Origin of the sequence: Pseudomonas sp. K8, assembly GCF_014889455.1 — a bacterium.
GTDB lineage: Bacteria > Pseudomonadota > Gammaproteobacteria > Pseudomonadales > Pseudomonadaceae > Aquipseudomonas > Aquipseudomonas veronii.
This window is the reverse complement of record NZ_VJWO01000020.1, coordinates 49,583-75,593: the sequence shown is the minus strand read 5'-3', so window position 1 is coordinate 75,593 and position 26,011 is coordinate 49,583. Positions and strand designations below refer to the sequence as shown.

The window sequence follows — 26,011 nt, the reverse complement described above, 5'->3', positions numbered from 1 at the left end:
TAGGCTGTCTGACCCACTGCTATCGGGGGCAAGCCCCCTCCCACATTTAGAACAGTGCTGTGCCAGGCAACTCAGCGGACTATTTTGTCGACCTGAATCCCCAGCTTCTTCAGGCGATACCAGAAGCTGCGCTCGGAAATCCCGATCTTCGCCGCCGCGGCCGCCTGTACGCCATTGCTCTCGTGCAATGCCGCCTGGATGTAGGCTTTCTCCACCTCCGCCAGCGCCGCATCCAGGTCCTGGGGAATGCCCGGTCCGTCGCTGAGGATCGCCGTCACGCCGCCCTCGCTGGGCTTGGACGCGAACAGATAACCCGGCAAGTCGATATCTTCAATCACCGGCGATGACGCCACGATCGTCGCGCGTTCCACGCAGTTCTGCAGCTCGCGGATATTGCCCGGCCAGTGATACGCCGTCATGGCCTGCAAGGCCTCGGGGCTGAAACCGGTGATGCGTTTACCAGCGGTGACGCTCAAGGTCTGGGCGAAGTGCCGGGCCAGGGGCGCGATGTCTTCCACGCGCTCGCGCAAGGGCGGCAGCGGGATCGGGAACACGTTGAGGCGGTAATACAAGTCCTCGCGAAACTCCTTGTTGGCCACCGCCACCAACAGGTTCTTGTTGGTGGCGGCGATCACGCGCACGTCCACCTTGCGCTCGCGGGGGTCGCCCACCGGCTCGATCACCCGCTCCTGCAAGGCGCGCAGAATCTTGGCCTGCAGCGCCAGCGGCATGTCGCCCACTTCGTCGAGAAACAGCGTGCCCTTGTCGGCCTGCATAAAACGCCCGACCCGGTCGGCCACGGCACCGGTGAAGGCGCCCTTGCGATGGCCGAACATTTCGCTTTCCAGCAACCCTTCGGGAATCGCCGCGCAATTGACCGCGACGAACGGCTTGTCGGCCCGGCTGCCGTGCTTGTGGATGGCGCGGGCGACCATTTCCTTGCCGGTGCCGCTTTCGCCGGTCAGCAGGATCGTTGCGCTGCTGTCGCGCACCGAATCCACTGCCTGCAACACCTTGCGAAACGCCGGGCTGTCGCCCACCAGGCTGTCGAACTGCGCCTGCTCGTCCAGCTCGGCGCGCATGCGGGCGTTGTCGCGCATGATGTCGCGAAACTGCAGGGCCTTGGCCACGGTGATGTCCAGCTCGTCGATATCGAACGGCTTGGCAATGTAGTCATACGCACCGTTGCGCATCGACTGTACGGCGTTTTTCACCGTGCTGTAGGCGGTCATCACGATCACCGGCACCTGGGAATAGCGCGCCTTGATCTCGGCCAGCAGCGCTGGACCGTCCATGCCTGGCATGCGCCAGTCGCTGATCACCAGGTCGATGTCTTCCTGCTCCAGCACTTTGAGCGCGTGCAGGCCGTTACCCGCCGTGAACACCTGGATGCCATTCTGGCTGAGGGCCGACGACAACAGGTCACAGAGCTTGGGCTCGTCGTCGACCACCAATATGTTATGCGTCATGACTGTCCTCGTCGTCTTCGCCGGTTGCCGGAATGTACAGGCTGAACGTAGCGCCGGCATCATTCTCGCTGATGCATTCGATGCTGCCGTCGTGACTTTCCATGATCGAATAGACTTTGGCCAGGCCCAGGCCGGTGCCGGAAGCCTTGGTGGTGACGAACGGGGTGAAGATGCGCTCGATCATATCCGCCGGGATACCCTGGCCGGTGTCGGCGACGCTGATGACCGTGTTGTCGCCCATCGAACGAATGCCCAGGGTCAGGCGGCCACCTTCGGGCATTGCATCGATAGCGTTGAGAATCAGGTTGAGGCAGGCCTGTTTGAGCTGCTTGGCGTCGGCATAGATGGTCGCGCCGGGCGCCTGGTCGTCGATGTGGGCGTCGATTTTGTGGCTGGCCAGTTCCGGGCTGCAGAAGCCGAGGATCTCCTCCACCAGCGCGCGCGCCGGTTGCAATACGCGCAGCGGCGCGTTGGGTTTGGCGAAATCGAGAAACTCGGTGATCAGGTCGTTGATCCGGCTGACTTCGCTGATCACATATTCCAGGTGGCGCTTGTCGGCTTCCGGCAAGTCGGTGCGACGGTGCAGCAGTTGCGTGGCGGTCTTGATGATCCCCAGCGGGTTACGGATTTCGTGGGCCAGGCCCATGGCGACTTCGCCCAGGGCATGCAGGCGGTCGCGCCGACGCAGTTGGGCTTCGAGGTGATGCAACTCCCCCAGCCGTTCGGTCATATGGTTGAAGGTGCTGCTCAATTGCGCCAGCTCATCGCCGCCGCTGACCACCACACGGTGGGCATAATTGCCCGAGATCACGGCGCTCACGCCCTGGGACAGATCGCGCAACGGTTGGGTCAAGCGCCGCGACACCAGCAGCCCCGCCGCCAGGGACAGTGCCGAGCTGAGCAGGAAAATCAGCACGAACAGGTTGCTCTGGTTCACCAGCCCGACCAGGCTGGTATGGCGCAGCAGGCCGCTGAAGATCACGCCTTGCAGCTCGCCGGCATCGTTGAAGATCGGCCAGTACAAACCGCTGTATTTGTTGGTGAACTGTTCGCTGGGTTGCTTGCTGCTGCGCATCTCGGCTTCGACGCCTTTCGGGATGTGCGAGGGGTGATCCATGAAGCGCTGGGTCGAGAAAATTTCCGAGAAACCGCCGGGGTTGGCCAGGTACAGGCGCAGGTCGAGGGAATGTACGTCGGCTACGCTGGTGAGGAAACTGCTGTCCAGGTAGGTGGCCACCAGCAGCACGTAGTCAACGCCGTCCTGGCTGGTCTCGAAAGTCGAGACCACGATGCCGGTATTCACCCCCGCCACTTGCACGGTCTGCAATGCGGCGTTGCTGGTCAGGTTGATCTGCTTGACGATGTCATTGGGCGCGGTGCTGAACACCACCCGGTGGTCACTGCTGCGAATCAGGGCCACCACGTCGATGTCCGTGGCTTCGGCGATATCGGCGGCGAGCCTGTCGTGCTTGGCCGCCTCCCGGCTGGAGGGCGGGCTGGCGTAGCGCAGGAACAATTTCGCCATGCGCGCGTTGTCATGCAGGATGTCGCCGATCTCGTCCTTGACGATCTTGGTCGATTCCTGCAGCCAGATCCGCACGTTGCTGTCGAAAATCTGCGACAGCGTGGTGGCGGCCAGCTCGGCCGCGATCATGGTCGGAATCACACTGACCAGCCAGAACGCCAGCACCAACTTGCGCTGGACGCTCCAGCGCGAAATGGCAAAGGGGCGGGCTTTCTGGCGGGTCTTGGTGATCATCAGGTTTCGCTTATCGCAGCAGCCATGGCAGGGTCGGAACGATCCGGTCGAAGAAACATTTTCACGAGTCTGAGCAGGCCGTTGACCAGCCGGTTACGGTGGCGGAAGAACAGGCTGTTGCCCTGGAACTCGCACCCCAGCCGCAGCTTACTGGCATATCCGGCCTGGCCACACTCATACAACGCAATATTGTGTTGGATACAGTAGTCGACATTGGTCAACCAACTACGGAAGTAGAGGTTGTAGTCACGGGTAAACTCCACGTCGTGCCCGAAGAACTTGTCGACCAGCCGATGCTCGTCCACCAGCATCAGGTTGAACGCCACCAAGTGCTCGTCGACCCAGTAAAGAACACAGACCGCGCGTTGTTCAAGGCGTTCGAGCACGCCGGTGAAATAACTGGCGGGCAAGCGTTCGAACTGCAGCTCGGCACGGGTCAGCGTGGCTTCGTACAGGCGCATGACCTCGGGCAGCACATCGTCGATGTTGCGCCGCCACTCCACCCTTGGGCCTGGCGCGCGCAGTTTGCGCCGCAAGTCCTTGCGCGTGGATTTGCCCAGCGAGCCCAGGTAAGCGTCCACCGAGCCGTAAGGCAGCGGCAATAAGCCCGTGGGCAAGCTCGGCATGCTTTGAAAGCCAGCCGCGCGGCAACTGTCGGCCCAGTGCGGGTCCTGCGTCGGGGCATCCTTGACCGCCACCAGGCCGATGCCGAACTCATCGGCGTCCTGGCGCGCCGCCAGCAGCAGGTGCTTGAGTAACAGCGCGCGCCGAACCTCAGGCACGCCACTGGCAAACCCGGCGTCGCAACGCTCGGCCACCGGCGAACCGATGGCGTACAGCCCCACTTGCAAAACACCCGGCCACAGCCGCTCCAGCCGCGAGGTCAAGCGCTTGCCGACGCCCGACACCGTGGTATCGAGGCGGTAATGGGTGATGAACGCGGCCGCCACGGCCACCAGCGCGCCGTCTTCAAATACCGCCAGGTAGCGCCATTGAAAATCGTCGATCGCGGCGTTTTCCACGGCAACATAGTAGTCCCAGTCCTCCAGCGCGCCGGGAAAACAGTCGTTCCAGGCACTGCGCCGGATGGCCCGGATGGTCGGGAAGGCTTGGGTGGTTATCACATCGAATCCTTTGTAGCGAGGGAGCGTACTCCCGCTGGACTGCGCAGCAGCCCCCTCAATGACACGCGCTCCTTACAACTAGAACGAGGTGGCAGGTTCCAGGCTCGCTTCGCTGCCTGACGCGGGCAAGCGCCCTCGCCACAACGCACCGGCGTCCACGGAAGCGGTGTGCAGCTCGACAAACTCCGCACTCAACTCGATCACCCGGCGGTATTGCAGGTCGACGGTGATCATGTGGTAGCAGTTGTCCAGCAGGATCTTGGTCACCGGCCCGCCGAGGTGACGTTCCACGTAATCGGCGTTCCAGCGGCTGGTGATGTCATCCTCGATCGAATGCAGCACCAGGGCCGGCACCTTGACCTGAGGCATGCGCTTCTTGACCACGGCGTTCATCCGGTGCAACTCGCGCACCGTGATGCCCTCCATGGTCAGCAGGCCAGCCTCGCTGCTCTCCCCTTCCTTCATCTGCCGCTCGACGATCGCCCGTAGGCGTTCGTTCTTGATGCCGTAGGGCGGCTTCTCTTCAAAGCGACAGATATGCACGCCGAACGGAATTTTCATCAGCAACGGCGTAAGGAACGCCAGCTTGTTGATGCTCCAGCCGTCGTACTTCAAGGTGGTCGAATACATCAGCAGCCCGGCGACCTGGCCCGGATGCTCCGAGGCCAGGTACATCGACATCACCGCGCCCATCGACAGACCGCCGACAAACACCTGTTCATGGCGCTGGCGGACCTGGGCGAAGGTTCGGCGCAACCCTTCGTACCAGTCCAGCCAGCCGGTGGCCTGCAGGTCGCTGTTGTCGCCGCAGTGCCCGGCCAGGGTGGGCACGTACACCGTGCAATTACCCACCTTGGCCAGGCCCTTGGCGACCTGGCGCAGTTCCGTCGGCGTGCCTGTCAGGCCGTGGATCAACAGGATGCCGACCGGCCCTTCACCGAGAACGAAGCCGGCATCACCCTCACCGAGGTCGATCCCGACGTTGCTCACCGTTTAGTCGCTCGCACCAGCAGTTGCTCGAGCAGCTTCAGGCCCAGTTCGATTTCCGGGTAGCTGATTTCCAGGGACGGTGCCAGGGTGATCACGTTCTTGTAGTAGCCGCCCACGTCGAGGATCAGGCCGAGTTTGCGTCCGTCCACCACCATGTCGCCTTTCATGCCTTCTTCGACCATGTAGTCCAGGGTCGCCTTGTCCGGCGTGAAACCATCCGGGCCGCAGATTTCGCAGCGCAGGGCCAGGCCCAGGCCGTCGACGTCGCCGATGATCGGGAAGCGTTTCTGCAGGTCCTGCAAGCCTTCCAGGAAGAACTTGCCCTTGGCCATGACCATCGCGCCGTAGTCGACTTCGTTGGTCATCTTGAACATTTCCAGGCCTACCGCCGTGCCCAACGGGTTGGAGGCGAAGGTGGAGTGGGTCGAACCTGGCGGGAAGATCTTCGGGTTGATCAGTTCTTCACGGGCCCAGATGCCGCCCAGCGGGTTGAGGCCGTTGGTCAGCGCCTTGCCGAACACGATCACGTCGGGTTGTACGTCGAAGTGTTCGATCGACCACAGCTTGCCGGTGCGGTAGAAGCCCATCTGGATTTCGTCGGACACCATCAGGATGCCGTGCTGGTCCAGCACCTGCTTGAGCTCGCGGTAGAAGTTCATCGGCGGGATCACGTAGCCGCCGGTGCCCTGGATCGGCTCGACGTAGAACGCGGCGTATTCACTCTGGCCGACTTTCGGGTCCCACACGCCGTTGTATTCGGTCTCGAACAGGCGGGCGAATTGCTGCACACAGTGGCTGCCGTATTCTTCCTTGGTCATGCCTTTAGGGCCGCGGAAGTGGTACGGGAACGGGATGAACTGCGCACGCTCGCCGAAGTGGCCATAGCGACGACGGTAGCGGTAGCTGGAGGTGATCGACGACGCGCCGAGGGTGCGCCCGTGGTAGCCACCTTCGAAGGCGAACATCAGGCTCTTGCCGTTGGTAGCGTTACGCACCACTTTCAGGGAGTCTTCGATGGACTGCGAACCGCCGACGTTGAAGTGGACGCGACCGTCGAGGCCGAACTTCTTCTTGGCGTCGACCGCGATCATTTCCGACAGCTCGATCTTGCCTTTGTGCAGGTACTGGCTGGCGATTTGCGGCAGGGTGTCGATCTGCTGTTTCAGCGCATTGTTCAAGCGCGGGTTGGCATAGCCGAAGTTGACCGCCGAGTACCACATTTGCAGGTCGAGGTAGGCCTGATCTTCGGTGTCCCACACGTAGGAGCCTTCGCAACGGCTGAAAATGCGCGGTGGCTCGATGTAGTGAACGGTGTCGCCGTAAGAGCAGTATTTGGCTTCTTTATCCAGAAGAATCTGGTCTTCGGCGCTCGCGATGCGGATATCAGACATGGTGGAAGAGTTCCTGATTTTCAATAGAGAGGTCAGTAGGGGCAAAGGTCGTGGCGTTGGCGGCGATGCCCTGTGGCAGCTTGGCCAGCAATGCGCTCACTTCGGCGAAGGTGTCGAAGCGCGCATGGGGAATGTTGTTGGCCTCGCAGTACCGGGCAAGGCTGCCCTTGGCGAAAACGAAGTCGGCGGTGGAGGCAACGCACATGTCGGACTTGCCGTCACCAATCACCAGCACGCGCTTGTTGCGCGGGGTGGATTTGCACTTGCAGTTGCCGGAAGCGGCACGGCAGGCATCGCTGGCATACGGGAAGTCGATGCGCCAGCTGTTCTGGTCGACCTGGCGCAGGCGGTTGGCGAGGATCGGCAGCAAGCTCACGTAGTTGCGCGACAGAATCCGCGCGATGCCTTGCTCGATGCCGTCGCTGACCACTTCGATGGACGCACCCAGGCCGATGACGTGATCGACGAAATCGGGGAAGTCCGGGTCGATCTCGACGCTGTCGAAATACGCCAGCAGCTCACTTGGAGTGGCCTTGATCAGCGCGAGTTGGCGGCTCAGGCATTCGCGTGAACCGATATGCCCATCCAACCATTCCTGCTCGATGGTTTCCCACTCGGGGCTGGCGAAGCGTTGGAGGACGTTGTCGATGACATCGGTGGGGGTAATGGTCCCGTCGAAGTCACACACGATATGCCAGTGGATCATCTGCGTTTACCTTGAGGAGGAGCGCGCTCTGTGCGCTTGCAGAAGGTGTAGAGCAGGGACTGTGCCAACTGGCCAGCACCCAATGGCGCTGGGGGTTTGCGCGGATGTCAGACGGTTTTGTGTCGAAGGAGCTACAATTTTTGTAGCTTGCTACAAACAAGATGAGTGCTTGCGCCAAGGCTGCGCTTTGCGCGTTCATGCGCGCATATTCAATCAAGGAACAGTGACCATGTTCAGGATCACCTCCGCTGTATTCGCCGGGTTACTGGGGCTGTGGAGCGTTTCACAAGCCGCGCAGGCCGAAGGCATCACCGGTGAAGCAGGCGCGGGTATCAGCTACCAGCCCAAGGAACCCACCGGCACCCGCTATGAAACCGCGGCCGTTCCATACCTCGACCTGGACTGGGGCGACGTCAGCCTGAGCACCGATGACGGCCTGTCCTGGAGCGCCCTGAAAACCAACGGTTTCAGCGCCGGCCCGTACATCAACTACCTGTCGCGCCGCACGTCCAACGGCGCGTTGTCGGGGTTGCGCGAAGTGTCGAGCATGGCCGAAGTCGGTGGGTTCGTGGAATACGCGCCGGCCGACTTCTGGCGCGTCTACGCCCAACTGGGTCGCGCCGTGGGCGGCGCCCAGGGTCAGGGCGGCGTGCTCGGCAAGGTCGGCGGCGAGTTGGGCTATCCGCTGGTCGGCGGGATCATCGGCAGCAGCGACCTGATGGCGCATTTTGCCGACCGACGCCAGACCAACACGTTTTTCGGCGTAAGCGATAGCGAAGCCGCCGCCTCGGGTTTCCGCCCCTACAACGCCAGCGGCGGCTTCCAGAACGTGACGTTCACCCAGAGCTTCGAGTTTCCCCTGGCGACGAAATGGTCGCTGTTGACCAGTGCCAGCTGGGTCCGCCTGGTGGGTTCGGCGGCGAACAGCAGCATCGTCAAGCAGGCCGGCGAAGTGAACCAGAGCCAGGTGCAGACGGCGATCAGCTACAAGTTCGACTGATGCACATCGATAAAAATGTGGGAGGGGGCTTGCCCCCGATAGCGCAGGGTCAGCCAATACATACGGGACTGATCTACCGCTATCGGGGGCAAGCCCCCTCCCACATGGAGCCAGTATTTCATCGCGATACTTTCAGTTTTCCTCGCCTTCGGCCAACAACCCGATCCCGACGATAATCACCCCAACGCCCACCCAGTGCAGCAGGCTGATATGTTCCCCCAGCCCCAGCCACGAACCGAGCAACACCACCACAAACACCAGCGAACTCAGCGGAAACGCCAGCGACAGGCTGCTGCGCCGCAGGATCAGCATCCACACGAAAAACGCGCCGATGTAACTGGCGATCGCCGCCAGAATTCCCGGGTTGCGCGCCACTTCGGACAACCACTGCCAGTTGAAATCCATCTGCCCCAGTTGGTCCCCGGCGACCTTGGTAAACAGCTGCCCGGCGCTCTCGGTGCAAATCAGCAACGCCCACAGCACCACGGTGCCGAGGCGTTCGTGCAACCAGCCCTGATCGATATTTTGCGTACTCATGCCTGACCCCCTGCAATCGCGACTAACATCACGCCGAAAGTAATCACCAGCGTGCCCATCCAGCGCCGGCGGCTGACGGTTTCCCCCAGCACCAGCTTGCCCGCCAGCACCACCCCGCAATAAGCCAGCGCCGCCGCCGGAAACAACAGGCTCAACGGCGCGCGGGACAAGGCTTCAAGCCAGACGAAAAACTCGATGGCGTAGGCCCCGAGCCCCGCCCACAACAACGGCGCATTGAACACTTGGCCCCAGAACGCGTTCAGGCGAAAGCCGCCCTCCAACTCCGGCAAACGGTCCAGGCCCATCTTGAAAAACAACTGGCCGACCACATCGAGCACGATGGAAAAGGCCACCAGCAACACCACGGTCAAAGTCACGGGAACAGCTCCTCAAACAGGTTGATCAGGGCTTCGTTGGTCGCGGCATTGCGCTGCAGGTCCTCGGCGCTCCAGCGCTCGGCCGGCGGCTGGTCGGACTTGGCCTCCCAACGCTTGAAGGCGTTACTGAACACGGGCTTGGCGAACTCGCCGCACACATCGATGCCGATGATCCGTTTGCGCGCCGCCAGGGCCCGCAGGGCCTGGAGCAGATGGCTCAGGCGCATGCCGCCCTGGTCCCAGTTGGTGGCCGCGTCTTCGCTGGCCAGTACGTCTTTGTCGATGGTGATCCAGATGGCTTCGGTGGGCAGGCTGCTGATCATTTGCTCAAGGAATGCGGCCCAGTCCAGCTCCGCCAGGTTGCGCCAGTACAGGTAGTTTTCCTGCTGCTGGTGGCCGGCGCCATCACCGACCCGCCCCCAGACTTTCGACGGCGGGTGCTGCCATGGAAACAGCTGCAATTGCCCGCGCGTGAGGGCGCCGAGGTTGCCGCCGCGCAGCTGCGGGTTATGCAGGTCATCGCTGCACGGGCCGAGGGTGACGATGCGCTTGATCGCCGGCATCTTCAGCGCGCGGTTGACCCACGAGCCGCAGTGGCGCTTGGGTGCAAAGCGGACCCAGTCGGGGTGGTTGTCGAAGTGGATCAGGCTGATGGGTTCTTTCAGGTCGGCCAGAAATGCCGGCGTCAGGTGGTGATAATCGCCGGAGCCGACAAACAGGATTTCCGGCCGCGCGTCCGTGGGCCGGGGCCGTGCCGCCAGGCGTTCGGTGAAGCGCTTCCAGGTTTTTTCGGTGGACCACAGGCGCAGTTTCGGGCCCAGGTCCAGCAAGTCGAGACGGGTGGCATGACCACTGGCCAAACGCCGGGCAATCGGCGCCTGGCCCGTAAGGCTGTGGTCGAGGTCAAGAATATTCAAGGTAATGTTTCACCCCCAATGGCAGCGCCCAACCGGATTGCGGATGGGCTTTAGGGGGTCAATGCAAGGGACGGGCCAGGGACTCTCTTGAGGACAATGAGCCCCTCCCACATGGGACCAGCGTCAGGATCGGGATTCGCGGATGATCTGGCGAATCGCCCCGACAAACGTTTCGACCGGCTGGCCACCGCTGACCGCGTACTGCCCGTTGAACACGATGGTCGGCACCGACGTCACACCACGGGACACCCACAGTTGTTCCTGCTCGCGCACCTCGGCGACGTATTCATCGCTGGCGAGAATCGCCGCGGCGCGTTGCGGGTCCAGGCCGACGCTCTCGGCGATACGCACCAGCGTCGCGTGATCGGACGGGTCCTGGCCATCGCTGAAATAGGCTTTGAACAGCGCTTCCTTGAGGTTGTACTGCAAGCCCTCCAACCCGGCCCAATGCAGCAGGCGATGGGCATCGAAGGTGTTGTAGATGCGGCTCTGGCCATCGGTGCGGAACGCAAAGCCCAACTCGGCGCCCATGTCGCGGATGCGCGCACGAGTGGCCTGGGACTCTTCGGCGCTGGAGCCGTATTTCTCGGAGATGTGCTCGACGATGTTCTGGCCCTCGGCGGGCATGCCAGGGTTCAGTTCGAACGGCTGGAAGTGGATCTCGGCCTGCACCTCGCTGCCGAGCTGGTCGAGGGCTTCGGTCAGGCCGCGCAGGCCGATGACGCACCAGGGGCAGGACACATCGCTGACGAAATCGATTTTCAGGGCAGTACTCATGGTAGGCAACCTCGCTGGCATTAATGCGCCGCAAAAGCTGCACGATACACCAATGTCACAACACCTTCGCCGAGACCGGCGGCTCGATCTGCGCCCAATGGGTGGCGTCTTCGCGATGGGCTTGCAGGTACGGCAGCACCGCCGCCAGCAACGGCGCCTTGAACGCTTCCTGGAAACGATGGGCCAGGCCCGGAATCAGCTTCAACTGGCTCCCCTGGATATGCGCGGCCAGGTGTACGCCGTGCATTACCGGCAACAACGGGTCGGCGGTGCCATGCACCACCAGGGTCGGCACGCGCAATTGGTTGAGCAACGGCACGCGGCTCGGTTCGGCGAGGATCGCCATGATCTGGCGTTTCACGCCCTCGGGGTTGAACGCACGGTCGTAGGACAGCGCGGCCTGATGCAGCAACACCTGGCGGTCATCCTTGACATACGGGCTGCCCAGCGCGGCCAGCAAATCGGCCTGTTGCTCCAGGGCCACTGCGCGATTGGGTGCGCTGCGCCGCGACAACAATTGCACCAGCGCCGCATTCGGCGCCGGCAGGCCTTCGGCGCCGGAGCTGGTCATGATCAGCGTCAGGCTTTCCACCCGCTGCGGCGCCATCGCGGCCAGGTGCTGGGCAATCATGCCACCCATGCTCGCCCCGAGGACATGGAATTGCTGGACCTGCAACGCATCCATCAAACCCAGGGCGTCATCGGCCATGTCGGTCAGCGTGTATGGCGCCGCCACGGGCAGGCCGAGCTTGTAGCGCAACACTTCAAACGTCAGGTTGGCGCTGGCCGGAGCCTGGCGCCAGGTGGACAGGCCGACATCGCGATTGTCGTAGCGGATCACCCGAAAACCTTGCTGGCACAGGGCGACGACAACCTCGTCAGGCCAGTGGATCAGTTGCCCGCCCAGGCCCATCACCAGCAACAAGGCCGGATCGGACGCACGGCCGATGCTCTGGTAGGCGATGCTCACCTGAGCCAGATCGACCGTTTGGGTCGGGACATTGACATCACATCGAGACGCCGCAAAAGACGGCAGGCCGAACAGTAGAGCGGCCAGTAACAGCAACACGCGCATGAAAAACACCGAAACACAGAACCCCAGTAGAGCGCGAGTCTGATGAAGTTTGTTCAAGCGCGCTGCCACAGTTGCGTGACAGTTTAATGAATGTCGCTCAACGGTCGGCTCACTAACTATCTATCCCTGCGCGCCTCGTTCTCCACCTTTAAATAGGGCTCCGACCGGTAAAGCACCGTTCTGCCCCTATTTTTCGAGTGCCGTCACATGACCGATACATCCAACCCGCTCTCCCCCCTTGCCGTGCGCGATTTTCCGCCGTTTTCCCACGCGCAGGTTCGCCCCGTGAACGAAAGCCTGCTGCTGGAAGCCACGGCCCGCTGGCACGCCAGCCGCGAACAGATGCTCCGACTCAGCACCGATGCGCCCAGTGTCCACGCCTCGCTCTACGCGTTCATCAACGAGCAACTGGACCTGGACGGCGACAGCGTGCAGTTGCACTTTGCCGCGTCCGATGAAAGACCGGCGCGCTCCATCACACTGACCCAGGCCAGTGCCTTCGTTCATCAATTTCCCGCCTACGCCGCGCTTTACCAGCATTGCCGGGTGATCGGCCTGCCGGAAAGCAAAACCCAGTACGCAGCGCAGCCGTTCGAGCTGGTTAAACCCTTTACCCAGCTCAACGTGGAACAGGCCCTGCGAACCGCGTGGGTCCGCTATTGGTGGTTCACGCGCGCGCCTGGCACAGCGGTCTCGCGTCGCGATCACGCGGTTGCGCAGTACAGCAGCCATCTCCAAGCCGCCGCGCAGTTGGCCTGCGCCTCGGGGGCGATCACGGCCGATCAATTGAAACCGTTGCTCACGGTCCTCGACCCGCCAAGCGGCGCGTTGCAGCTCGACGGTCAGAAGATCTACGCCGAGCAACTGCTGCTCAAACGCACCGGGTTGGCCGATGCCGAGATACCCGGTGCGCTGGTCATTACCCTGGATGCCGAGGTCGTCCTCCAGCTGTTGTACCTGCCCTCTGAAGAACCGGCGCTGAACCTGTTCAACAGCCGCGTCGGCATGGAGCAGTGGTTGCTCGATCACCCCACGCTGTTCCCCGGCGTGACGGCCATCACGCGAGACAACCTGATCGACTACCGCGAGGTCGACGAGCCCTTGCAGGCCGGCGTAACGCACCTGTTGGAACATCGCCTCAAAGAAAAGCAGGCCAGCTTGAAATACCCCCACGGCCGGGACCTCGCCGAACATGGACACAGAGCGCTGGAAGCAGCCGATCAGGTGGACCGGCAACAGCGCAGCCAGGGGGTTTTCGCCTTGCCGCCGGCATCCGCGCTCGCTCCCGCCGAGGACGACGCGCCCCTCGACAGAGCGCCCATAGTCTTCGCCGGACTGACCGCCGACCTGCCCCTGGCCCAGCGCCGCCACGCGCTGTCGCGGCAACAACAGCCGCTCTTCGGTACGGTGCAGGCGCCTGCCATATTGCCGCCGCCGAGCGATGAACAACAGGCTGCGTTGCGCAGCCAACTCAACCGCTTGCACGAGGCGCAACAGCAAGCCCATGAAGCGGCCAGCGCGCTGTGGAATCAACCCCAGAACCAGCTATTGGAGCTGTCCCAACAGGCCAACCCCGACTATCACCGCTTGCTCCAGGCACGGCTGAACGGGCTGCTTGCCGAAGCCAGCCTGCAGCGCCAACTCAACCAGATCAGCCCGGCCGGGTACGCCATGCTCCTGGCCGCGCTTGACCCGCTCAACGCGCCAGACCCCGAACTCAAAGTGTCGGTGGCGACCTTGACGCTGTCGATCCGCGAGCGCAGCAACGACGCAATCAACACCCAGCGCAAAGAACTGGACGGCGCGCTGCTGATCACCCTGGAAGCGGCGCTGCTCGATGCGTCAACGCCTCAGGACCTGTTGTTGTACTGGCCGGGCAGCCAGGGCGGGCTGCAGCACTTCGCTTCGCGCCAGGCGCTTGAACAGTGGCTCGGCGTAACGCCCTCGGACGCGTCGTCGCTGGAACTGGCCCTGCTCAATCAGACCCCGTTCGAGTACAGCCTCACCGTGCAACTCGACGACTGGGTCGCCCAGATCGAAGCGATGCTTCGCCGCGCCCCGGACGACACCGAGCGCCAAGCCCGGGAGCTGCAACCCATGCGCGTGCAAGCGATCCAGGAACTGGGCGTATCGACCAACACCGCGCGCGAACTGGCCTATGCGCAGCTTCTGGAGCAGCAGCAGAGCGGCGCACTGGCGGCGCAACTGCCGGTCTGGCTCGGCCAGGTTTCAGCGGCCGACAGGGCCGAACTCAAGGCCCTGCTGGAGCGCTACATCGTGGCGTTGCAACGCGCCGATGAAGTATTGAACCTGAAGCTGCCGCTGATCAGCAGTTTTTGCACAAAACGCCTGCACGCAAGGCTGTCCCGGGACTTCTCGCTCAAACAACCGTTCAGCGTTCAGCTCGACGTTCCCGAATCGGTCACGCATCAACAGCATTTCGTCGGAGCCCCTGGCGCGCCGGGCACTCCGACCAAGACGGTGCAGGTCCCCAGCGCCACCCGGGTCAAAATGAGCCTGGATGAGCTGGCGCTGAGCAACATCGATACGCCGATCGCCGAGCGCTTGACGTTCATGAAGGTCGAGGTCAGCAGCCAGGACGCCACGGAAGGCCAGGCACTCACCGCCGGGCTCAGCGCCAACTACCTGCGCAAGCTGGTGCCGGAACTGGACCTGGCCCAAGCGTATGAAGACCTGATCGTCGAGGCTTACCAAGGCTCGGATCGCGAAACGGACTTCAGCCGTGACTATCGCCTCGAATGCCTGCTCGAACCTCAGCGCCTGATGCTTACGCTCCAGGGGCGCCTGGCGTTCCTGCAAAAGCACATCACGGCCACCGAACTGAACACCTTCAACATCGCCGTGAATGCCAGCACGGCCGAAGCCTGGCGCGCCGATGGCAATGACATTGAGTTGCTCCCCGCCCACCTCAGTGTCGGCGGGCCAGACACCCAGGACGGTTCAAGCACGTTGTCCGGCGTCACCTTCATCCGTCAGAAAAACTCCGGGCTCACCCTGCTCTATCTGCCCGAGAGCCCGGACGGCCACTACCTGCGCAGCTACGCCAACCTTGAAGCCGCGCGGCTGGCGCTGTACCGCCTGTGCCTGAGCAGCACGATGGTCAATTACCTGGCCGGCCGCGCCTTGCTGGGCAACGTGGCCAACCACGTCAGCCGGATCAATCAAGCGCTGCTCCGGCATTTCGACGCGCTGATCGGCGTCGGCCGCCCCTGGCCCGTCACCCCGTCGCTGGCCGGCCATTTGCTCAACGCGCAAATGGGCCGCGTCAAGGAGGCCCACCGCGCCAGTTCCCGTTCCAACAGCGACCTGTACCTGGAACGCTATGCCATCAAAGGCGTGCAGGCCTTCAGCTATATCAAGATGGCGCTCGGCGTGGTCCCCGTGGTGGGTACGGTGATCGGCCTTTACGACGGCTGGGTCAGCGCCAATGACGCGGTAGATGCATTTCGACGCGGCGATCATGCCCAAGGCATGCACGACATCACCCAGGTCCTGCAATCAATGATCGACGCCGGCGTGGATGTGGCCGGTGGGGTGCTGATTACGCCCAATGCAGCGCGCACGCGCACGCTTGGGCGCCAGTTGCGCAATGCCTTCAAGGGCGGCCGCTACCTGCAACCGCCCATGAGCCGCAAGGCGCGCCGCATCGCCGAGCGCTTCAGCGGGTATGAGTACGACAAGGAGATCGCCCTGGCCCATCTGACCCCGGCGAGCCACGGTATTTATCGCAACATCTACCGCCATGCCGACGGCCACTTCATCGTGCGGCAGGGCAACGTCTATCAGGTCGAACTGCAGAACGGCCATTGGCGCTTGAGCGGCAACGCGCTGAAAACCTACAAACAACCGATTGCCCTGGATGACGCCGGCCAATGGGACACCCACTTCGGCGTCTACGGCACCGCGCAACCGGCGGGCCTGGCGGGCGGCGGCGGCGTGCTCGGGCACCTGGCGGACACCCTCGAGCCGCTCTGGCCGATGGCGATTCGACAACGGCTGCCGATCTGGTGGACCGATCATGTCCTGCGCCGCCAACTGGCGCTCAGCAATGCGCTCAATACGCTGAGCAGTCGGCTCGACGCTCAACTGGCCGCGACCAGCAACCTGCAACACCTGTCCAACCAAAGCGACTTCGCCACCCGCAAGACATTGCAGCCAACCCTTGATCAGGCCTACACCCAGGACATCGAGCTGGCGATTCAGCAGGCCAACGCCATTCAGGACGTGATCGCCTTCCCCCCCAACAGAGAGCACCTGGCCCTCAAAGGCTTGCAAAGCCGCGCTGCCTTGATTGTCACCAGCAGAGCCGTGGAACGCCTGAAAGTCGCCGCAGCCGCGCTGCAGGAATTGACCGGGCAATTCGCTGATATCCAGGTGCCGCCCGCACGCCTCGCCGCCATTCTGCAGTTTCTGCAAACCCGCAAAGGTCTCAGCCAGAAAATCGTGCAGGAACTCGACCGGATCGACCGCATCTTCCTGGTCATGAACGAATGGAGCAGCCAGATCAACCTGGCAGCGCTGGAGGCCGATCTGCGCCTCCAAGGCAGAAGCACGCGCAGGACCGCGCAACAGATCGACGCGGACCTGCAAAATACGCGCACGCTGGTGGGCGAGGCTCGCGATGACGCGGCGCGCTGGAACGAGCTCTACGATGAAGGGTTTCGCACGCACCTGCGCACCGTCCACAGCATCGATACGTTCAACCGCTACGATCACGTCAGCGATCCTTCCTGGTTGTATTTGCAAAGTGAGGTCAATCGCGTCTATCTCGACGCTCACCTGGCCCTGAACACGCATTTCGCACTGACAAAAACACCCACCACCGTCAGCCAGCGCACGCGGATCCTCAACGAATGTATCGATGCCTACGCGCGGTTCAGCCTCAGCGTTAAAACCTTGAGCGCAGGCTACCCGCAACATTTTGACCTGGATAACCTGGACGCCTTGCTGAACAACCTCGAGCGCATGATTCAACTGGCCCGCCACCGTATCGGCACAACACCTCGCCTGCGGCGCCCGCAGCCCGATGAACCCCAAGGGACGGTGTTTGAAAGCGAAGACAACCGGCTGCTGATCGGCATAAAAAGCACCGACCCTCGCACCAACACCACGCGCTACACCATCGACAACCTCAGCGGCCACACCGAGACCTGGGAGCAACGCCCGGACGGTCGAGCCCAGCGCCAACCGGCGCCGCCCGTGGAGTTCCCGGCGGAGGCGAACGTGAAGTCGGTGATGGTGAGCGAAGCCCAGAACCGCCTGCGCGCCGTACCGGCGTACCAGGCCAAAGTTGACGCCTATGCCCGCCAGGGCATGTTGCCGGTGGACCTTGAACACATGCTGGTCAGCGAAGCCGCCGAACTCACCTTGCGCGCAAACCGCATCGCGCGCCTTGACCCCGAGGAGCCGAGCCTCCAGCCATTGCGCACGACCGCCAGCGAACTGACTGCCGCCGGCCGCGCCTTGCGCACCCGACAATCGTTGGCCAGTCGCAAACCCACCGACGGCATGCTCGATGACCTGGTCAGGCATCATGTGGTCGAGGTGCGTCGAACCGCGTCGATGAGCGAACTGGCGAGGCGTGCCAACGGGCATCGCGACTTCATGCAGGAATATGAAGTCTGGGACCTGACCGCCCCCCCGCCGCGCCCGTTGTGGTACGCGCACTTTCATTACAACCGCCGCACGGCGATCTTCGACGAGTTCGAAAAGGCCCACCTGAAACTGCCGGAGCATCGTTACTTGACCCATGCCGACGACCCGTCGCTGCCGTTTTCGGACATCGGCAGGCAGTCCGCTGCATTGCCGCATATCCGGCCGCTGTGGGTTGCCCAATAACCGCGCCGGCCTGCGGCTGTCAGCGGAGCGCTTCGGTCACAGCGTCAAAAACAGTTTTTCATCCAGCGGCGGGCCGATCCGCGCCCTGACGATCTGTTCCACCACGCGGTTATTGCCCGCCTCGGCCACCAGGTCTTTCTGGGTCTTGGTGCGCTGCGACGGGATCTTCAGGTGCGCCGCCGTGTAGAGATTGCGCGGCGAACCTTTGGCCGGGTAGTGGAAATGGGCATACCACAAGACGTCGACCTTGCCTTTTTCACGCACGGCGTACTCGGTGAAGACATCGCCGCTTTTGGTCGCGATGTCTCGCTGGACCAGGTTGATGTCGACGAACCCGTGTTTCCACAGGTAGTCGATGTTTTCCGGTTTGGGGGGTAGGACCTTGTAGCCATCGGCGCAATGTTGGCGGGCCTTGGCAAGCAGTTCGTCCGCCGCCGTGCGCCACTGTTTGACCCATTGTTCGGTTTCGGGATTGCCGCCGTGACGGGTTTCGGCCAGCAAGGCGGTCGCCTGAAGCCGCTCGGCCTGGGCTTGCAGCATGTCATTCCAGTCCAGCGGGTTGATGCCCTCCCGGCGTTGCGGGTCGTTGAGTTTGCGTTTCTGGAACGCGATCGTGCGTTCAATGCCGGCGCTTTCTTCGAGCAGTTTCCTGGCGTCGGACTTGAGCGTTGACAGCGACTTGGGCGATGACGCGGGCCGTGCGGGTTGCGCGGGAACGATCTTTACCCACTCGCCATCGCTCGCGTGTTCGCTGTAACTGGCGACCGACCGGCCGGATTGCGGGTCCAGCACATCGATGATCGCGCCGGAGCCTGCCGCCTGGGGGCGCGCGGTGCCGATCAGGGTTTCCTTGTCGCGGGTCTTGAACGTGCGCTGGCCCGCCGGTTTTTGCCGTTGATCGATACGCACGACGGCGGCAGGCACCAGCGCTTGTTCCTCGCGCATCACTTCGGCCAGGTCGGTTTGGGCATCGTTGATCACATCGCGCAGGCGTTCGGCAAACAGCTGCTGATACTCGGCTCGCTGAAGGCCGGGATTCGTGTCCTGTATCGCCAGGCTGTCGCTGAGCACGCGCTGGTAGGTGCCGACGACGGTTTCCAGCGTCGCCTTGCGTTCGCTCAAGCTGTAACCGGTGTACTGCCGCAGGTCCAGGTGAGCGTTGTAGACGGGGATCAGGTTGGTTGAACTCAAGCGCTGCAGGTAAAACGACTCCACTGGGTCGCTCGTTCGCGCATAGCGATCGAGGCTCAGTTCTTTGAGGTTGGTCAGGCTGGTCAGCTTCATGCGCAGGGCCGTAATCGCAGGTGGCTGTCGCTCTTGCTGCTTGAGGAAGTGCGCGGCCTTGGTTTTGCCGAACGACGAATCGTCCGTCCATTTTTCCAGCACGGCGGCGGAGGCCAGGGCGGCTTCCCGCACGCTTTCCAAGTCGCGGTAAACCCTGGCGAAGTTGTCCATCAGCTCGATATACGTGCTTTTGGAGCCGGTCCTTGCCTCGCTCACCACCTCCGCCATCGAGCGTCCGCTGGGGACGTGTTGATTGCTGTCTTCGGCCAGCGTGGTGTAGAACTGTTCGATTTCACGGTAGTTGTCGAGCACCGTCTCATAGAGATTGGAGCGCGCCTGTTTTTCTTCGGAAAGATCATCCACTGCGCCGAGTTTTTTCGGCACCAGATGGTCAATGGCGGTCTGAGCCGCCGCACTGTGTACCTCAGTGCGTTGCTTGAGTTGCACGAGTTGCTGGTCGATGGTCTGCCTGAGGTTCTTCGTGAGTTCCAACTGCGCCAGGTAAGGCGCGATAAAGCGCTGTTGATGCTCCCCGGTGGTAGACAACCCCCACAGCGTGCGCAGTTTTTTACGGCCGTTGTAGTAGTCGGTAATGCTCGCAATCACTTGATTACGCGCGTCTGCCCTCGGTCCATCCAATACAAGTGCGGCCTCGACGGCCTGACTGAACGCTTCCCCTCGCGCCTGTTGTGCCTGCCTGTTTTGTTTGACTCGCTCGGCGACGCCGTTCTTGCGCGGCATGCCACCGCGCAGCCGGGGGCGACTGTCGAAACTCCAGCGCCCCTGTGCGTCACGCCTGATCGGCGGGCCGGTACGCGCGCGGTTGTTCGCGTCGATGATGAACACCCCGTCGAGGTCGTTGGCCACCCGGAACCACTGCTTGTCGATGTTGGCGTACAGCCCGCCCTGGCTCAGGTACAAGCCCTGCTTTGGCCCCTCGGCAATCGCCGCACCGACATCGACCGGCGCGGCTACCCGGAATGACTCGATCTGCGCGAGCTGGCCGGGGCTCAGGCGGCGCGGGCTGGAGAACGCAAAATCCAGCCTGCTCGCATGACCGCCGATGACGCCGGCAGAAGGCTCCACACTGCCTTGGCGGATGCTCGCGCGATGGGCGCCCGGCGTCTGGCCCGGGGCGCGGCGCATCGGGCCATCGTTTGGCGCGATGGCTTTGAGAGCGTCGAGCGTCAGCGGCGGCTGCGCGGCGTCGGCGGGCGCGGAATGGGTCAAGACCATGCCCATATTGAGCAACAGGTCCACCACGCTGGCCGTGCTGTCGCCCTGGGCGGCGGGGTTGGACAGTGTGCGGATATCGTCCTCGCTACCGGCCAACTGCAACAACCACCCCGCCATCGCCCCAGGCCCACGCAACACGGGTAACAGGGTGTTGAACAACAACCCGCCCAGTTCCTTGAAGGAAGCCCAGCGGCTCTGCGCGTCCGATACCGATTGCCCCTGGGCCAGGTTCACCAGGCTGTGGGTGTTGCTCTGGTACAGGTGCTGCATCAGGCGCCCTTGCTCCAGGTCCTGGCGTAATGTGCTGGCGGCGTCATAGCCGTCCACGGCGAGTGTCGTCGGTGCCGGTTGGGCGGGCGCGTCGAACTCGTTGAAGACGCTGTAGCGGGCAATGTTGGGAATCTTGAAGCCGCCGTTGCCGTACACCGCGCGCGTCCTGTCGTCGGGCAACCAGGCCAGCACGCTTTGCTGCAAGGGGCGGGGCTGTTGCACCGCCTCCAGCAGCGCTTGGCGCGTGGCAAATTCCTGCAATACCGGGGACAACATCGGCCGGTAGAGAAGGTGCGGGCCGACAGCCGCATTCGCTGGCTCGATGACGAACATGTTCTGGACTACATCGGGTGTCGCGCCGGGCTTGCGGATAAACGCCAGGGGCCGCATGACGATGTCTTGCCCATCGACCTGTTTCGCTCCAGCGCCGGGCGTCAGCAGCGCCTCCACATACCGGTAACCGTGCGCGGTGATGCCCGCTTCGCCCTTGAGCTTGAGCTCCAGCGCCTGCATCGCCAGTTGGCGCGGGACTTGTTGGGCGAACAAGGCGCTGCGCCGACGTGACTCATCGCTGTCACCCAGCAGGTGGGTTTGCAGCAACGCAGGATAGTGTTTGCCGATGTCCACCTGGCTGACGATGTCTTTCAAGCGCTGCGGCATTGTCGGGTCGCTGATCGGTTGACCGAAGTGGCGCACTTCGATTTCGCCCTTGGGCAGCCCGGCCAGATTGCGCAAGGCCATGTCGGTCAGGCTCATCGTGACGCGCTCGATGTAGCCGCTGCCCAACGTGCCGACCGGTACTTTGAAGGTGACGTCGAGGTGGTCCGCGAGCAGCCCGGTGTTCTGCAACTGCGCTTGCAGCTGTTGCTGGGTATAGGTGCGAATATCGGGAATGTCCGAAAAAAAGTTACGCCCCTGGTTGCGTTGGACATCGCTGGCCAGTTCGAGGGCGTGGCGATGGTAGGCAAGGCGATCGGCCGGGTCGGCGTTGCGCATCCACTGCGGCAGTTTTTCCTGCAGCCGTGCCAGTTCCGCAGAATCTGCGGCATAGGCGCCGACAAACCACGGGCTCGGATCACTGAGCACGCTGAAGCGCTGCTCCAGAACCTGGAGGCTGCCGGCTGGCGGGAGTTCGATGCTGTCTATCGCCTGCAACTGGTTATTCAGAATGATGCCCGCTTGCGCATCGAAGATATTCGCGTCCGGCTCCTGGCGTTTCCAGGTCAAGTGGTCGAAGACGAAGTCGTTTTCCAGCGTCTCGCCCCAGGCCTTGCCGAAGGCTTCCAGCGAGTCGTAAGGGGTAATCTGGCCGTTGGCCGCGGCATGCAGAACCTGGGTGCTGGCGCCGATCTGACGGGTGATCAAAAGATCCGGGCTGAGCTGGGTGGAGGCACCGCCACCGTAGCGGACGCTGGTGTCGAGCACGAAGACCCGCGCCGCGTCGTCGCCGTTGGCACGCACGCGTTGCGCACGCTCGGGCCAGGTGACCACCTGGTCAAGGGTGGCGCGTTGCGCATCGGTAAGGCCGGGCTGTTTCAGCGCCGCACTGCGCAGGTTGTCGCTGAGCATGCCGCTGAGCCACAACCAGCGGTTGTCCGCCCCGCCAGCATTTTGTCCCCAGTAACGGGTCAAGGCTCGCGCAAACGCTTCTTTGAGGCTGGGCCGAAGGCTGCGGATCGCCAGTTCGATGGCCGACATGTCGATGTCTTCGCGTCGGTTGCCTGAAGCGTCGGGGACTCTGAGGGTGGTGCCGGTTCCTTGTTTGACCAGTTTCTGCGGCCATGAATACTTGTCGGCGAAATCGATATCGGCCCCGGCGGCCAGGTGGTTGAGCGCGACATCCAGCAGCGGGGTCAAGCGGTATTGAACCGGGTTTTCCGCGATCGGTTCTGCCACCGAGGTCCGCGCTACGTCGAATTCCAGCGTGGGATACAGGCTGTTGATCGCCTCGCCGAGCATGTCCCTGACAACCGAGCGCACGTCGGGCCGCGTCGCGAACTGGCTGCTGACGACGTGGGCGGCGAGGTGGCTGGCGCGGGGCCGGGGTTGCACCTCGGCGATGGCGCCGGCACGGCTCAGGGAGGTGGGCGCGGGTGCAGAGGGCGAAAGGCTCGGATTGGCCGGCGGTACAGCGGGGTACAGACGAGGGATGAAGGGCATTGCAGCGGCGCTAGCGGTCATGGGGCACATCCTTGGCGGGGCGGTACGGTGTCGTCCCAACGACGCATGGAGCGCCCTTCGGGACGAATGTCGCGGCAAAAATACCCACTCATCCCTACGGTGAAACAAGAAATGCGTAATTGACTATGTCGACACACGCGGGGCCCGCCGGGGCTCCGGGCCAGCGCCGTTTCGCAATGTATGGCGGGATATGAACCTCGTGCGCCGGCCGGCAGGTCGACAGCCCGCGCAACATGAGACAAACTCACCCTATTCGAATTGCTCATCAATATTGCTCATGGAGACCATGGTGCTGGAAATCCGCCACCTGAAAACCCTGCACGCCTTGCGCGAGGCCGACAGCCTGGTCGAAGCCGCCGAACGCCTGCACTTGACCCAATCCGCCCTGTCCCACCAGTTCAAAGAACTGGAGGAGCGACTGGGCATGCCGTTGTTCGTGCGCAAGACCAAACCGGTGCGTTTCACCAGCGCCGGCCTGCGCCTGCTGCAACTGGCAGACGCTACCCTGCCCCTGCTGCGCGGCGCCGAGCGTGACATTGCGCGCCTGGCCGGTGGCACCGCCGGGCGCCTGCACATGGCTATCGAATGCCACAGCTGCTTCCAGTGGCTGATGCCGACCATCGACCAGTTCCGCGATGCCTGGCCCGAGGTCGAGCTGGACCTGGCGTCCGGTTTCGCCTTCGCCCCGCTGCCGGCCCTGGCCCGTGGCGACCTGGACCTGGTGGTCACTTCCGACCCGCTGGAGCTGCCGGGCATCACGTATGTGCCGCTGTTCACCTACGAAGCCATGCTGGCCGTGGCCAACCAGCACCCCCTGGCGAACAAGTCGTACATCGTGCCGCAAGACCTGCTCAGCGAAACCCTGATCACCTACCCGGTGGAACGCGACCGCCTGGATATTTTCACCCGCTTCCTCGAACCCGCCGATGTCGAACCGGCCCAGGTACGCACCTCGGAGCTGACGGTGATGATGATGCAACTGGTCGCCAGCGGTCGTGGTGTTTGCGGCATGCCGCATTGGGCGCTGCATGAATACAGCTCGCGCGGTTACGTCAAGGCCAAGCGCCTGGGTGAGAAAGGCCTGTTTGCGACGCTGTATGCGGGGATTCGTGCAGACATGCTGGACGCGCCGTACATGCGCGACTTCCTGCTGACGGCCAAGGACACGTCGTTTTCCACACTGGATGGGGTCAGCGCCGTGCGTTGAGGGGCACGGCTCAGTCCTTGGAACCCGCCAATCAGGCGGTGGTGGTCAGCGATTTGCGATAAAACGGCAGGATCAGCTCACGCGTCAAGGGCGCCAGGTGCAGGCCGCCGTCTCCGGCCGGGTCGATCCAGCGCACTTCTTCGATCTCGGCGGCCGGGGTCACCGGCACGTCGATCCGTACCTGGAACAGTTCGGCTTGCACCGTAAAACCTGGCTCGTTGGCGGCCGGGGCCGAGAAACGGCCGAGGTAGACCGCCTGGCTCGGCTCGATGCGCAAGTTCAGCTCTTCGTGCAGCTCACGGGCCAGCGCTTCGACCGGTTGTTCGCCGGCATCGATCTTGCCGCCCGGTTGCATGAATGCCTGGGTGCCGCGCTTGCGCACCAGCAACGTCTGGCCGTCGCCGCCGATCAGGAGCGCGGCGGCGATACGGATAGTGGTTGGCATGGACAAAATCACCTTGAATGCAAAGACACAATGATCCCATGAATCGCCTCAGCTCAAAAGATGGGGCTCTTCCGGTTCGCGGATAAACACGCTGTACTTGGCGCCCTCCATGGCTTCAAACGCGATCAGCTTGTCCACCAGCGGCAAGTTGAGCACTTTGCCGGCATTGAGCAGCAACATGCCGTTATCGGCGTTGAGGTTGCGCGCCAGGATCATGCCGTCGGCCAGTTCGCGGGTGCTCAGCACTTTGACACTCGGGTCGCCCAGGGTCACGTCGTTGAGGAACGCGGCGCAGGCCAGGACGAAGTCTTCGACCATGTCCGGATCATAGAGCCGCCCCGCGTACTTGCGGATGTACAGCAGTGCTTCATCGCTGTTCATCTGCCGTTCCAGGATCAGGCCCTTCTGCAGTTCGATGAAGTCCACCGCCAGTTTGAGCAAGCGCGCGCCTACGGGAATCGTTTCACCCTTGAGGTGATCGGGAAACCCGGTGCCGTCCCACCGCTCCTGGTGATGGCGGATCAGCCGTGCGGCGTCCTTCATCGGCTCGAGCGTCATCAGCAACGACTCGCTCTGCGCCGGGTATGCGCGATAGCGTTCGCGGTCGTTGCTGTGCAGCAGTTCCGACGGGACGGCCATCATGCCGTCGCTCCAGCTCAATTTGCCGATGTTGTAGAGCGCGGCGGCCATGGTCAGGTCACGGGCGCTGGCTTCGTCCAGCGCCTGGGCTTTGCAGTACACGCGGATCAGCTCGATCAACTGGCGGTTGGTCTGCTTCTGCTTGGGCAGGCGCAGGTTGGCCAGCAGCGAAAACACTTCGGTGCCGGTCACATAGCTGCGCTTGAGCTCGTCGTAGGCCAGGTCGAGCATGTCGGCGGTTTGCTGCAGCTCGCTGGTGCGCGCTTCGACGCGCTTTTCCAGGGTGGCGTTGAGGGCCTTCAACTGCTCGTTCTGATCGCGGGTCAACTGCTCAAGACGCACGCGCTCGCGTTCGGAATGCTGGTGTTCCAGGGACTGGCGCAACGTCAGGAGCATTTCCTCGTCGTTCCAGGGCTTGCTGATATAGCGGTGGATCTGACCTTCGTTGATCGCCTTGATCATCATGGTCATGTCGGCATAGCCGGTCAGCAGGATGCGCGTGGTGGCCGGGTACAGGCGGTGGGTCTCGGCCAGCAGCATCGCCCCGTCCATCGCGGGCATGCGCGCGTCGGTCATGAGCAGGTCGACGGGCTCGGCAGCCATGATTTCCAGGGCCTGGGCACCACTGCTGGCCAGCAGCACATCATAAGGCTGGCCCCGCAGCAGACGGCGCAGGCTGTTGAGGATCGATTCTTCATCGTCGACCAGCAAAATAGTAGGTCTGTAAGGGGACGTCGTAGCAGTTTGTTCATCCATGGCGACACCTCC

17 protein-coding genes are annotated in these 26,011 nt (G+C 62.9%); 3 read left to right on the top strand and 14 right to left on the bottom strand.

Going from position 1 to position 26,011, the window contains the following annotated elements:
* Positions 1-71: 71 nt before the first annotated feature.
* The 6 genes from INT12_RS15840 to INT12_RS15815 all read right to left on the bottom strand — a co-directional run bounded on the left by INT12_RS15840 (position 72) and on the right by INT12_RS15815 (position 7,439).
* On the bottom strand, positions 72-1,469 hold the full coding sequence (locus INT12_RS15840) for a sigma-54-dependent transcriptional regulator (RefSeq protein WP_193040463.1): 1,398 nt from the start codon (positions 1,467-1,469) through the stop codon (positions 72-74).
* On the bottom strand, positions 1,459-3,228 hold the full coding sequence (locus tag INT12_RS15835) for a HAMP domain-containing sensor histidine kinase (RefSeq protein WP_126586129.1): 1,770 nt from the start codon (positions 3,226-3,228) through the stop codon (positions 1,459-1,461). The genes INT12_RS15840 and INT12_RS15835 overlap by 11 nt, the downstream gene beginning before the upstream one ends.
* Positions 3,228-4,352 (bottom strand): GNAT family N-acetyltransferase, encoded by a 1,125-nt coding sequence (locus INT12_RS15830; protein ID WP_017844602.1) that lies wholly within the window; start codon positions 4,350-4,352, stop codon positions 3,228-3,230. Before INT12_RS15830 ends, INT12_RS15835 begins: the two co-directional genes overlap by 1 nt.
* Before the next feature lie 78 nt (positions 4,353-4,430).
* On the bottom strand, positions 4,431-5,342 hold the full coding sequence (locus INT12_RS15825) for an alpha/beta hydrolase (protein WP_046485794.1): 912 nt from the start codon (positions 5,340-5,342) through the stop codon (positions 4,431-4,433).
* A complete protein-coding gene (locus INT12_RS15820) occupies positions 5,339-6,733 on the bottom strand; it encodes an aspartate aminotransferase family protein (RefSeq protein WP_017844600.1) in 1,395 nt (464 codons plus the stop codon). Before INT12_RS15820 ends, INT12_RS15825 begins: the two co-directional genes overlap by 4 nt.
* A complete protein-coding gene (locus INT12_RS15815) occupies positions 6,726-7,439 on the bottom strand; it encodes an MtnX-like HAD-IB family phosphatase (protein ID WP_193040464.1) in 714 nt (237 codons plus the stop codon). The genes INT12_RS15820 and INT12_RS15815 overlap by 8 nt, the downstream gene beginning before the upstream one ends.
* 229 nt (positions 7,440-7,668) lie before the next feature.
* Between INT12_RS15815 and INT12_RS15810 the strand changes: the two genes are divergently transcribed.
* Complete coding sequence (locus INT12_RS15810; RefSeq protein WP_104903840.1) at positions 7,669-8,439, top strand: MipA/OmpV family protein; 771 nt, start codon at positions 7,669-7,671, stop codon at positions 8,437-8,439.
* A gap of 132 nt (positions 8,440-8,571) precedes the next feature.
* Here INT12_RS15810 and INT12_RS15805 read toward each other — a convergent pair whose 3' ends face one another.
* From INT12_RS15805 to INT12_RS15785, 5 genes are all read right to left on the bottom strand, one after another.
* Positions 8,572-8,976 carry an EamA family transporter gene (locus INT12_RS15805; RefSeq protein WP_017844597.1) on the bottom strand — a complete coding sequence of 135 codons (405 nt, stop codon included), beginning with the start codon at positions 8,974-8,976 and terminating at the stop codon, positions 8,572-8,574.
* Positions 8,973-9,353: a transporter gene (locus INT12_RS15800; RefSeq protein ID WP_017844596.1), complete on the bottom strand. Its 381-nt coding sequence runs from the start codon at positions 9,351-9,353 to the stop codon at positions 8,973-8,975. The genes INT12_RS15805 and INT12_RS15800 overlap by 4 nt, the downstream gene beginning before the upstream one ends.
* Positions 9,350-10,270, bottom strand: coding sequence for an arginase (locus tag INT12_RS15795; protein WP_017844595.1), 921 nt, complete (start codon positions 10,268-10,270; stop codon positions 9,350-9,352). Before INT12_RS15795 ends, INT12_RS15800 begins: the two co-directional genes overlap by 4 nt.
* Before the next feature lie 123 nt (positions 10,271-10,393).
* On the bottom strand, positions 10,394-11,047 hold the full coding sequence (locus INT12_RS15790) for a DsbA family oxidoreductase (RefSeq protein WP_193039692.1): 654 nt from the start codon (positions 11,045-11,047) through the stop codon (positions 10,394-10,396).
* Between the two features lie 55 nt (positions 11,048-11,102).
* Complete coding sequence (locus INT12_RS15785) at positions 11,103-12,122, bottom strand: alpha/beta fold hydrolase (protein ID WP_057004338.1); 1,020 nt, start codon at positions 12,120-12,122, stop codon at positions 11,103-11,105.
* Positions 12,123-12,329: 207 nt separating this feature from the next.
* Between INT12_RS15785 and INT12_RS15780 the strand changes: the two genes are divergently transcribed.
* Positions 12,330-17,981: a dermonecrotic toxin domain-containing protein gene (locus tag INT12_RS15780; RefSeq protein ID WP_193058913.1), complete on the top strand. Its 5,652-nt coding sequence runs from the start codon at positions 12,330-12,332 to the stop codon at positions 17,979-17,981.
* Between the two features lie 36 nt (positions 17,982-18,017).
* Here INT12_RS15780 and INT12_RS15775 read toward each other — a convergent pair whose 3' ends face one another.
* Complete coding sequence (locus INT12_RS15775; protein ID WP_226926214.1) at positions 18,018-22,952, bottom strand: dermonecrotic toxin domain-containing protein; 4,935 nt, start codon at positions 22,950-22,952, stop codon at positions 18,018-18,020.
* A 289-nt stretch (positions 22,953-23,241) separates the two neighbouring features.
* Here INT12_RS15775 and metR point away from each other — a divergent pair, with 289 nt between their 5' ends.
* Positions 23,242-24,159: a transcriptional regulator MetR gene (gene metR, locus INT12_RS15770; RefSeq protein ID WP_017844590.1), complete on the top strand. Its 918-nt coding sequence runs from the start codon at positions 23,242-23,244 to the stop codon at positions 24,157-24,159.
* A 31-nt stretch (positions 24,160-24,190) separates the two neighbouring features.
* Here the strand turns inward: metR and INT12_RS15765 are convergent, their stop codons facing one another.
* Positions 24,191-24,604, bottom strand: coding sequence for an NUDIX hydrolase (locus tag INT12_RS15765; RefSeq protein ID WP_017844589.1), 414 nt, complete (start codon positions 24,602-24,604; stop codon positions 24,191-24,193).
* 48 nt (positions 24,605-24,652) lie between these two features.
* Entirely contained in the window at positions 24,653-25,999 is a 1,347-nt protein-coding gene (locus tag INT12_RS15760) for an HD domain-containing phosphohydrolase (protein ID WP_046384557.1), read from the bottom strand.
* Positions 26,000-26,011 lie beyond the last annotated feature (12 nt).